Below are 9,284 nucleotides of genomic sequence, written 5' to 3' on the forward strand. Positions count from 1 at the left end.
CACTGGTGCTGTGCGCGGCCGGTGCTGATCGAGAAGCCGGCTGGCCGTCGACGGATCGGCGGCGTCGGCCACCACCGGGGTGAACGAGTCGCCGAGCTGGGTGTGCACCTCTTCGAGCTGCGCTCTGGTCCGCGCGACGCCGACGACCTGCGCGCCGGCAGCCGCCAGTGCGGCGGCGATGGCACGGCCGAATCCACGGCCGGCCCCGGTCACGACCGCGGTGGTGCCGACGAGCCGGTCGGCGTGGGTGGTCCGGGACTGGTTCATGGTCGTTCTCGCTTCCTGACATGGTCCGCGGCGGCGACGCGCCTTCACTAATTCAGATACGGCGCGCCGCGGAGATTCATCGCGTCACAACCGATGAATTTCGGGGGCCCGATGTCTCTAACGGAGTAGGTTCTTCACTCACCGAGAGGAGATGGCGGTGCCGGCGCAGCAGGATTTCGTCGAGCAGGCGGCGCCTTTTCGTGCCGAGCTGATCGCGCACTGCTACCGCATGCTCGGATCGGTTCACGACGCCGAAGACCTGGTCCAGGAGACCTATCTGCGGGGTTGGCGCGGCTATGCGGCATTCGAGGAACGCGCGGCGTTGAAGACGTGGCTGTATCGGATCGCCACCACCGCCTGTCTGCGTGCGCTGGAGAACCGCGCCCGCCGCGTGCTGCCGATGGGAGTGGGCGACGGCTCGATCGATCCGGACGCCGACTTCGACGCGAAGGCCGGCGCACACGCGTGGCTCGAGCCCATTCCCGACGCCTTGATGTCCAGCGCCCCGGACGGTCCGGAAGACAAAGTGACCGCGAAGCAGAGCGTGCGACTGGCCGTGATGACCGCCCTGCATGAGCTGCCGGCGCGTCAGCGCGCGGTGTTGATCCTGCGCGACGTTGTGCAGTTCAGTGCCGCCGAGGTGGCCGAGCTTCTGGAAACCACGCCCGCCGCGGTGAACAGTTCGCTGCAGCGCGCCCGGGCCCACCTTGCCGAGCTCTCGCCGGTCGAGGAGGACATGTCCGAGCCCGGCGACGCCGAACGCCGGGAATTGCTCGACCGGTATTGCGCGGCATTCGAGAACGCGGACATGGCGGCGTTGACCGCACTGCTGCAAGCCGACGTCAAACTCGAAATGCCGCCGCTGCCCGTGTGGTTCACCGGCCGCGACGCCGTGCTGCGGTTCCTCGCCGGACGCGCCCTAGCCGCGCCCGGCGAGATCGCGATGATTCCGACGGCCGCGAATGCCCAACCCGCCGTTGCCGAATACCGCCGCGCCGCCGACGGGGCGATGCGGGCCCATTCGATCCACGTGTTGACCACCGGCAGCACCGGGGTCGCCGCCATAACCGTCTTCCTCGACCCCGGCTTGTTCAGCACGTTTGGTTTGTCGCCAACCCGGTAACCTTGTCCAGGGACGTAATCGCACCCTTGCTCCCTAAGGGAGGCCCCGACCTGCATCGTCATCGGTGTCGTCGCACGGTTTACCTTCCCGGCCCACGTGTGGACATGTTCTTCACACGTCAGGATCATTAGGCGCGGTGGACGAAGTTGAAGGGTGACGAGTGAAGATTCCCGGCGTTTCCAGCGTCGTCGCCGGTGTCGCCGGCGGAGCCGCTCAGGTAGTGCGCGCCGGTGTCTCCACTGCGGCCGGGGCAGCGGGAGCGCTGCAGATGGTGGCCAGTCCGGTCACCGAACTTGCCGGCCCGGTCGTCCAGACGGTCGCTCAGACGACGGGTCGAGCAATCGGATTGGACAGTTCGTCCAACGGCTCCCCCGTACTACCGCCGGTGCGTTGGCACAGCGGGCACCGCATACACCTTGACTTGGATCCACTGCTGCCGTTCCCCCGTTGGCACGAGTACGCGCCCGCCGTGGAAGAGCCGGTGCGCCGGATACTGGGCGTGGCCAAGGCTCATGTCGAGGGCTCGCTCGGCCGCTTGGTCGTCGAACTGTCCGCCGATGCGGACGACGACGCCGTCTTGGACGAGGTGCGCGCGACGGTCTGCTCGGTCGCCTCGGACATCAGATGGTCGAAGTCGGAGTCGTCACCGCTTTCCGCGCCATTCGCCGATCCGGGTAACCCCCTGGCGATTCTGGTGCCACTCACCGCCGCGGCAATGGATCTCGTCGCGATGGGGGCCGCGGTCACCGGTTGGGTGACCCGGCTGCCGGCCGCGCCGCAGACCACCCGGGCGGCGGCCGCGCTGATCAACCATCAACCGCGCATGGTGTCGATCCTGGAGGCGCGGTTGGGCCGGGTCGGCACCGACATCGCTTTGGCCGCGACGACGGCAGCCGCGCACGGTCTGACGCAATCGTTCGGGACACCGTTGCTGGATCTGACGCAACGCACCCTGCAGATCTCCGAGGCGGCGGCGCACCGCACTGTGTGGCGAGACCGCGAGCCGCAGCTGGCTTCCCCCGACCGGCCGCAGGCGCCAGTGGTTCCGGTCATCTCCTCGGCCAAGTCCGAGGTGCCCCGGCACAGCTGGGCGGCGGCGGCCGCCGGTGACGCCTCACACGTCGTGGTCGGCGGAACTATCGACGCCGCGATGGACAAGGCAAAAGGCTCGATGGCCGGGCCGGTGGAAAGCTATGTCGATTCGGCGGCCAACGGCTCGCTGATCGCGGCGGTCAGTGCGCTGGTCGCCGGCGGTGGCACCGAAGACGCGGCCGCGGCCATCGAAGCAGGGGTGCCCAGGGCCGCGCACATGGGTCGTCAGGCTTTCGCGGCGATATTGGGCCGCGGGCTCGCCAATTCCGGGCAACTGGTGCTGGACCCGGGCGCGCTGCGCCGCCTGGACCGGGTGAAGGTGGTCGTCATCGACGGCGCCGCGCTGCGCGGCGATCATCGCGCGGTGTTGCGGGTCCGCGGAGACGCTCCCGGCTGGGACGACGACCGGGTCTATGAGGTGGCCGACGCGCTGCTGCACGGCGAAGAGGCGCCCGAGCCCGACCCGGACGAGTTGCCCGCGACCGGCGCACGGCTGAAATGGGTTCGCGCTCAAGGGCCTTCGGCAACCCCGGCGCAGGGCCTGGAAAGTGCCGACCTGATCGTCGACGGCGAATGCGTCGGCAGCGTCGACGTGGGCTGGGAGGTCGACCCGTACGCGATCCCGCTCTTTCAGACCGCCAACCGCACCGGCGCGCGCGTGGTGCTACGCCACGTCGCGGGCACCGAGGACCTCACCGCCAGCGTCGGCACCACGCATCCACCCGGCACACCGCTGCTGAACGTGGTCCGCGAGCTGCGAGCCGACCGCGGGCCGGTGCTGCTGATCACCGCGCTGCATCGCGACTTCGCCTCGACCGACACCCTGGCCGCGCTCGCGATCGCCGATGTCGGCGTGGCGCTTGACGATCCGCGCGCCGCGACGGCCTGGACCGCCGACATCATCACCGGGACCGATCTGGCCGCCGCGGTGCGGATCCTGTCGGCGATCCCGGTGGCCCGGTCGGCCAGCGAATCGGCGGTACACCTGGCACAGGGCGGCACCACGCTGGCCGGGCTACTGCTGGTCACCGGTGAACAAGAGGCGGGCACCAGCCCGGTGAGCTTCCGGCGCTGGCTCAACCCGGTCAATGCCGCCGCGGCCACCGCCCTGCTGGCGGGGACCTTCTCGGCCACTCGGGTGCTCCGGTTGCCCGACCCCACACCGCAACCGTTGACCGCCTGGCACGCACTGGATCCCGAGATCGTCTACTCGAGACTGGCCGGCGGCGCGCGACCGATGGCGGTCGAAACCGAGCCGTCCTGGCGACGCCGCCTCGACGACCTCTCATACAGCCCGGCGCTGGAGCCCCTGCGCAAACCCCTACACAGCGTGGTGCGGTTGGCGTCGGCAACCCGGACCGAACTCGCCGATCCGCTGACTCCCATCCTGGCCGTCGGCGCGGCGGCCTCGGCGATCGTCGGCAGCAACGTCGACGCGCTGCTGGTCGCCGGCGTCATGACCGTTAACGCGATAACCGGTGGGGCGCAACGGCTCCGGGCCGAATCCGCTGCAGCCGAGCTGTTCGCCGAGCAGGATCAGTTGGTGCGCCGGGTGGTTGTTCCGGCCGTCGCGACGACCCGCCGCCGGCTCGAGGCCGCCCGGCACGCGACCCGCACCGCAACGGTTTCCGCCAAGTCCTTGCGGCCCGGAGACGTCATCGACCTGGCCGCACCCGAAGTGGTGCCCGCCGATGCCCGCCTGCTGATCGCCGAAGACCTCGAGGTCGACGAGTCCCTGCTGACCGGCGAATCGCTGCCGGTGGACAAGCAGGTCGACGCCGTCGCGGTCAACGACTCCGATCGCGCCAGCATGCTGTTCGAGGGCAGCACCATCGTCGCCGGACACGCCCGCGCGATCGTGGTCGCCACCGGGGTCGGCACTGCCGCGCACCGCGCGATCTCGGCGGTCGCCGACGTGGAGACCTCCGCCGGAATCCAAGCCCGGCTGCGGGACCTGACCAGCAAGGTGTTGCCGCTGACGCTGGCCGGCGGTGCGACGGTGTCGGCGTTGGCGTTGCTGCGCCGCGCGTCGCTGCGCCAGGCGGTGGCCGACGGCGTCGCGATCGCGGTGGCCGCCGTCCCCGAGGGCCTGCCACTGGTGGCCACCCTCTCCCAGCTCTCGGCCGCCCAGCGGCTCACCGCGCGCGGTGCCCTGGTCCGCGCGCCGCGCACCGTCGAGGCGTTGGGCCGCGTCGACACGATCTGTTTCGACAAGACCGGGACGCTCACCGAGAACCGGCTGCGCGTGGTGTGCGCCGTGCCGGATGCGGTCGACCCGCACGACCCCTTCCCGAAGCTGACGGATCCGGAATCGGCCGGCCTGCTACGGGCCGCCGCGCGGGCGTCCGCTCAGCCGCAGGAAGGCCAGGGCCACGCACACGCCACCGACGAGGCGATTCTCACTGCGGCGAGTTCACTGGACGGCCACACCGATTCGGACTGGACGATGGTCGCGGAGGTGCCGTTCGAGTCCAGTCGTGGCTTCGCCGCCGCGATCGGCACCGTCGGCCACGACAACGGCCACCCCGCGGACACGCCGGTGCTGGTACTCAAGGGAGCTCCCGAGGTCATCCTGCCGCGATGCAAGTTCCCCGATCCGGAAGCCGACCGCGAGCGCGCCGAGGCGGTGGTGCACGGTCTTGCCGAACAGGGCCTGCGGGTGCTCGCCGTGGCGCAGCGCGGCTGGAAGCACGAGACCGACGACGACGACACGGACGCCGATGCGGTGGACGCCGCGGCCCAGAACCTCAAGCTGCTCGGCTACGTCGGACTGGCCGACACCGCACGGGCATCGGCGCGCCCGCTGATCGAAGCGCTGCTGGATGCAGACCGCGACGTCGTGCTGATCACCGGCGATCACCCCATCACCGCGCGGGCGATCGCCCGGCAATTGGGCCTGCCCGGCGACGCTCGGGTGGTGACCGGCGCCGAACTCGCCGGTCTTGATGAGGACGCGTGCGCCAGGCTGGTCGCCGATGTGCAGGTGTTCGCCCGCGTCAGCCCGGAGCAGAAGGTGCAGATCGTGGCCGCCCTGCAGCGCTGTGGCCGGGTGACCGCGATGGTCGGCGACGGCGCCAACGACGCCGCCGCCATCCGGATGGCCGACGTAGGGATCGGGGTGAGCGGTCGCGGTTCATCGGCCGCCCGCGGAGCCGCCGACATCGTCTTGACCGATGAGGATCTGGGCGTGCTGATGGACGCCCTGGTCGAAGGCCGCAGCATGTGGGCCGGGGTTCGCGATGCCGTCACGATCCTGGTCGGCGGCAACGTCGGCGAGGTGTTGTTCACCATCATCGGGACCGCCTTCGGTGCCGGACGCGCCCCGGTGGGAACGCGGCAACTGCTGCTGGTCAATCTGCTGACCGACATGTTCCCCGCGCTCGCCGTCGCGGTCACCTCGCAATACGTCGAACCCGACGAAGCCGAGTACGAATCCGCCGAAGCCGCCGACGAGGCACGGCGCCTGCACCAGCGCATCGTGCTGACCGAACCCACGCCCTCACTCGATGCGCCGCTGATGCGCCAGATCGTCACCCGCGGCGCCGTCACCGCAGCCGGCGCGACGGCCGCCTGGGCCATCGGTCGCTGGACGCCGGGCACCGAACGCCGCACCGCGACAATGGGTTTGACCGCGCTGGTGACGACTCAGCTGGCCCAGACACTGTTGACCCGCCGGCACAGCCCGCTCGTCATCGCGACCGCGCTGGGCAGCGCCGGCGTCCTGGTCGGCATCGTGCAAACCCCGGTGCTCAGCCAGTTCTTCGGGTGCACGCCGCTGGGGCCGGTCGCCTGGTCGGGTGTGCTGGGTTCGACAGCGGGAGCCACCGCGATCTCAGCGCTGGCACCCAACTGGCTGTCCAAGCAGGTCGCCGCCCTGGAGCCGGCCGAGGAGGCCGAGGAGGCCGTGGAGGCCGACAAGGCGGCCCTTGAGCCCGGCGACGATCCCGGCGAAAAGTGAGCCGCTAGCCGGACAGCTCCCTGCGCAGCACCTTGCCGGTGGGGTTGCGCGGAATGCTGTCCACGACGTTGATGTCGCGGGGCTGTTCGAAGCGAGACACCCGGCCCTTGAGGTATTCGCGCAGCTCTTGCACGTCGATATCGCTTCCCGGCTGCGCGACCACGAACGCCGCCAGTCGCTGGCCGAATCGCTCGTCCGGGACGCCGATCACCACGTTGTCGGCGATCGCCGGGTGTTGGGCGAGCGCGTTTTCGACCGCACGCGGGTAGACGTTCTCTCCGCCGGAGATGATCATGTCGTCTTCGCGGCCGACGATGAACAGCCGGCCCGCGTTGTCCAGATAGCCCATGTCCCCGGTGCTGGTCATGCCGTCGACGACGGCTTTGGCCGCGCCATCGGTGTAGCCCTCGCTGGTCAATTCGCCGCCGACGAAGATCCGCCCGGTGACCCGCGGCCCCACCGGCCGGTCGTTCTTGTTCAAGATGCGCACCGGGCAACCCACGACGGGTCTTCCAACGGTTTCGGGAGCTTCGCGCAGATCGGCCGGCGTGGCCAGCGCGCCGATGCCGACTTCGGTGGAGCCGTAGCCGTTGTAGAGGATGTCGCCGTAGGCGTCCATGAACCGCTGGCCCAGCGTGGGGTCGAGGCGGTCTCCGCTGGATATGACGGCCCGCAGGTGGGGCACCGGGTTTCGCGCCCGCACCCGATCGGGCAGTTCGAGGATGCGCGCGAGCACGACCGGCACCGCGGTGAAGGCGTCGGCGCGGTGTAGCGACGCCTGGGCCAGCGCGGCTTCGGCGTCGAAGTCGCGGTGGGTGAGCACGGTGCCGCCAAGAGCGAAGGTCAGCATCAGCATGCCCAGCCCCAGGCCGTGAAACATCGGCATTGCCACCGAGATCCGCGACCCAGTGCGCAACCGGGTGCGATCCAGGATCGTCACCCAGACGCCGACCGCGGATCGCAGCTGCGGCGCGCGCGGCACTCCCTTGGGTTTACCGGTGGTGCCCGATGTCAGCAGCACGATCCGGCCGGGTGCCGCCACGGCCGGCCTGCGGGCGTCCTGATCGGTGCCGACCGTCGCCGGATCGATGGTGCCGACCGACTCGTCCGCGGCACGGACCCGCTCGGCGAATTCGCTGTCGGCGACGATGGTCGAGACGCGATGGGCTTGGACGGCGGCCGCCAGCGCATCGCTGCGGAACTCGGTATTGATCGGCACCACGTCGGCGCCGAGCAGGGCAGCGGCGAAAACACCCGCTACGAAACCGCGTCCGTTGCGGCACATCACCCCGACCGCCTGCCCGGGCGCAACACCATCGCCGGACAGCCGCCGCGCCAACGACTCGGTGGCGTGTTGCAGCTGGCGATAACTCAACGCGCCTTCGTCGTCGATGATCGCCGTCCGGTCTGGCCAACGGGCCGCCGTGACCGCCAAAAGTGTGTAGGGATTCGTGCCGCCCCGGCGTACCTCGCGAAGAAGCCGCCAACCGGCAAGGGGTGCCGGCGGATTGAGCAGACCGGAGTGCAGCAGGGCCCGGGCGGTAGTGGTGGCCACGCGGTCATTCGTCATTTTCGGCCTCGTCGGTGTCGGACTCGGTGAAGAACCGGCGATGCCACAGCCGGGCGGCGTAGTCGGCTGGGCCGGCCAAAAGCACCGAGGCCAGCTCGGCCGGCAGTACCCAGGGCGGTGTGATGGTGCGAGGCCGCTCGATGACCGCCTTGGCGATGGCGTCGGCGGCTTCGTCGGGTGAGAGTCCGGGAAGGCTGCCCAGCAGCGGGGTGGGCGCGATCATCCTGGTTCGGACCAGCGCGAAGTAGACGGTGGTGACATCGACCCCGTCGGCGTGCAGTTCCGGGGCGACGCTGCGCAGCCAGCGGTCGAAGGCTCCCTTGGACGCCTGATAGGCGCCCCATTGCGGACCCGGTGCCACCCGCACGGCGACACTCGACACGTTCACGATGTGACCGCTGCCGTTGCTGCGCATGGCCGGCAACAAACCCAGCAGCAGCCGCACCGGTCCCAGGTAGTTGATGTCGATGGTGCGCTGGAAGTCGTGCGGCCGGTCGTACTGGTCATGCAGCGAGCGGCGCAATGACTTGCCGGCGTTGTTCACCAAGATGTCGAGCGGGCCATGCTCCTCGGTGATCTGCTTGGTCAGGCTGCTCACCGCGGATTCGTCGGTGAGGTCGGTCGGGTAGGCGACCGCCATACCGCCGCCGGCGTTGATTGACGCCGTCAGGTCGCAGAGCTTGTCCTCGGACCGGGCGACGACCAGTACGGTCGCGCCCGCGGCAGCCAGGCTGCGCGCGGTCGCCTCACCGATGCCGTATGAGGCGCCGGTGACCAAGACGGTTTTGCCGTAGACGGCGCCGCGCAACTTGTCGGGATCCGACACCCGCGCGGGATTGGCCACGTGATCCGTGACGGTGTTCAGGGCCTGCGCTATTGCGTTCAACTTGGGTGCCGCATTCACTCGAGCCGCTTGCCGGGGTTGGCTGTTGCTTCACCGTGTCCCCGCCTCGTAACTACAAGTAGCAGACCACATTGCACGGCGGCCCCGCGCTCCGCCCCGGCCATAAAGGGCCGCAGCGGCCAGGTTCGACAACGGGTGGACTGGATCAGCCTGAGCACTCGGGCCGGATGAGCGCCGCGCACAACCGATCTCGGCCCCGTCCGCATCAGCGGCGGTTCTTCTATGAGAACACTGTAATTTCGGTGTTTCAGGTGTTTAAGAGGCGCGTCAGTTGGGCACAATGGCGGCATGATTGCACGTCACGTCATTCGTTCCATTGGTTCAGCAGTTGTCATTGCCGCGTCGGGCATGGCCGTTTCGGCCTTGTCCA

The 9,284-nt window shown here is 69.6% G+C and carries 5 protein-coding genes; 2 read left to right on the top strand and 3 right to left on the bottom strand.

All coding sequences use genetic code 11. The features are described from left to right. The coding region (locus A5625_RS25945) for an SDR family NAD(P)-dependent oxidoreductase (protein ID WP_156748575.1) at positions 1-267 on the bottom strand (267 nt) is incomplete at its 3' end. A gap of 157 nt (positions 268-424) precedes the next feature. On the opposite strand from A5625_RS25945, the gene A5625_RS25950 reads away from it, so the two are divergent. Both A5625_RS25950 and A5625_RS25955 read left to right on the top strand, forming a co-directional pair. Continuing rightward, entirely contained in the window at positions 425-1,390 is a 966-nt protein-coding gene (locus tag A5625_RS25950) for a sigma-70 family RNA polymerase sigma factor (protein ID WP_082984559.1), read from the top strand. Between the two features lie 160 nt (positions 1,391-1,550). Beyond that, positions 1,551-6,440 (top strand): cation-translocating P-type ATPase, encoded by a 4,890-nt coding sequence (locus A5625_RS25955; protein ID WP_067001112.1) that lies wholly within the window; start codon positions 1,551-1,553, stop codon positions 6,438-6,440. Positions 6,441-6,444: 4 nt separating this feature from the next. On the opposite strand, the gene A5625_RS25960 is transcribed toward A5625_RS25955, so the two are convergent. After that, positions 6,445-8,010, bottom strand: a complete 1,566-nt coding sequence (locus tag A5625_RS25960) for an AMP-binding protein (protein WP_067001115.1) — start codon at positions 8,008-8,010, stop codon at positions 6,445-6,447. Beyond that, complete coding sequence (locus A5625_RS25965; protein ID WP_369830051.1) at positions 8,000-8,896, bottom strand: SDR family NAD(P)-dependent oxidoreductase; 897 nt, start codon at positions 8,894-8,896, stop codon at positions 8,000-8,002. Before A5625_RS25965 ends, A5625_RS25960 begins: the two co-directional genes overlap by 11 nt. Between the last annotated feature and the right edge of the window lie 388 nt (positions 8,897-9,284).

Origin of the sequence: Mycobacterium sp. 1465703.0, assembly GCF_001672975.1 — a bacterium.
GTDB lineage: Bacteria > Actinomycetota > Actinomycetes > Mycobacteriales > Mycobacteriaceae > Mycobacterium.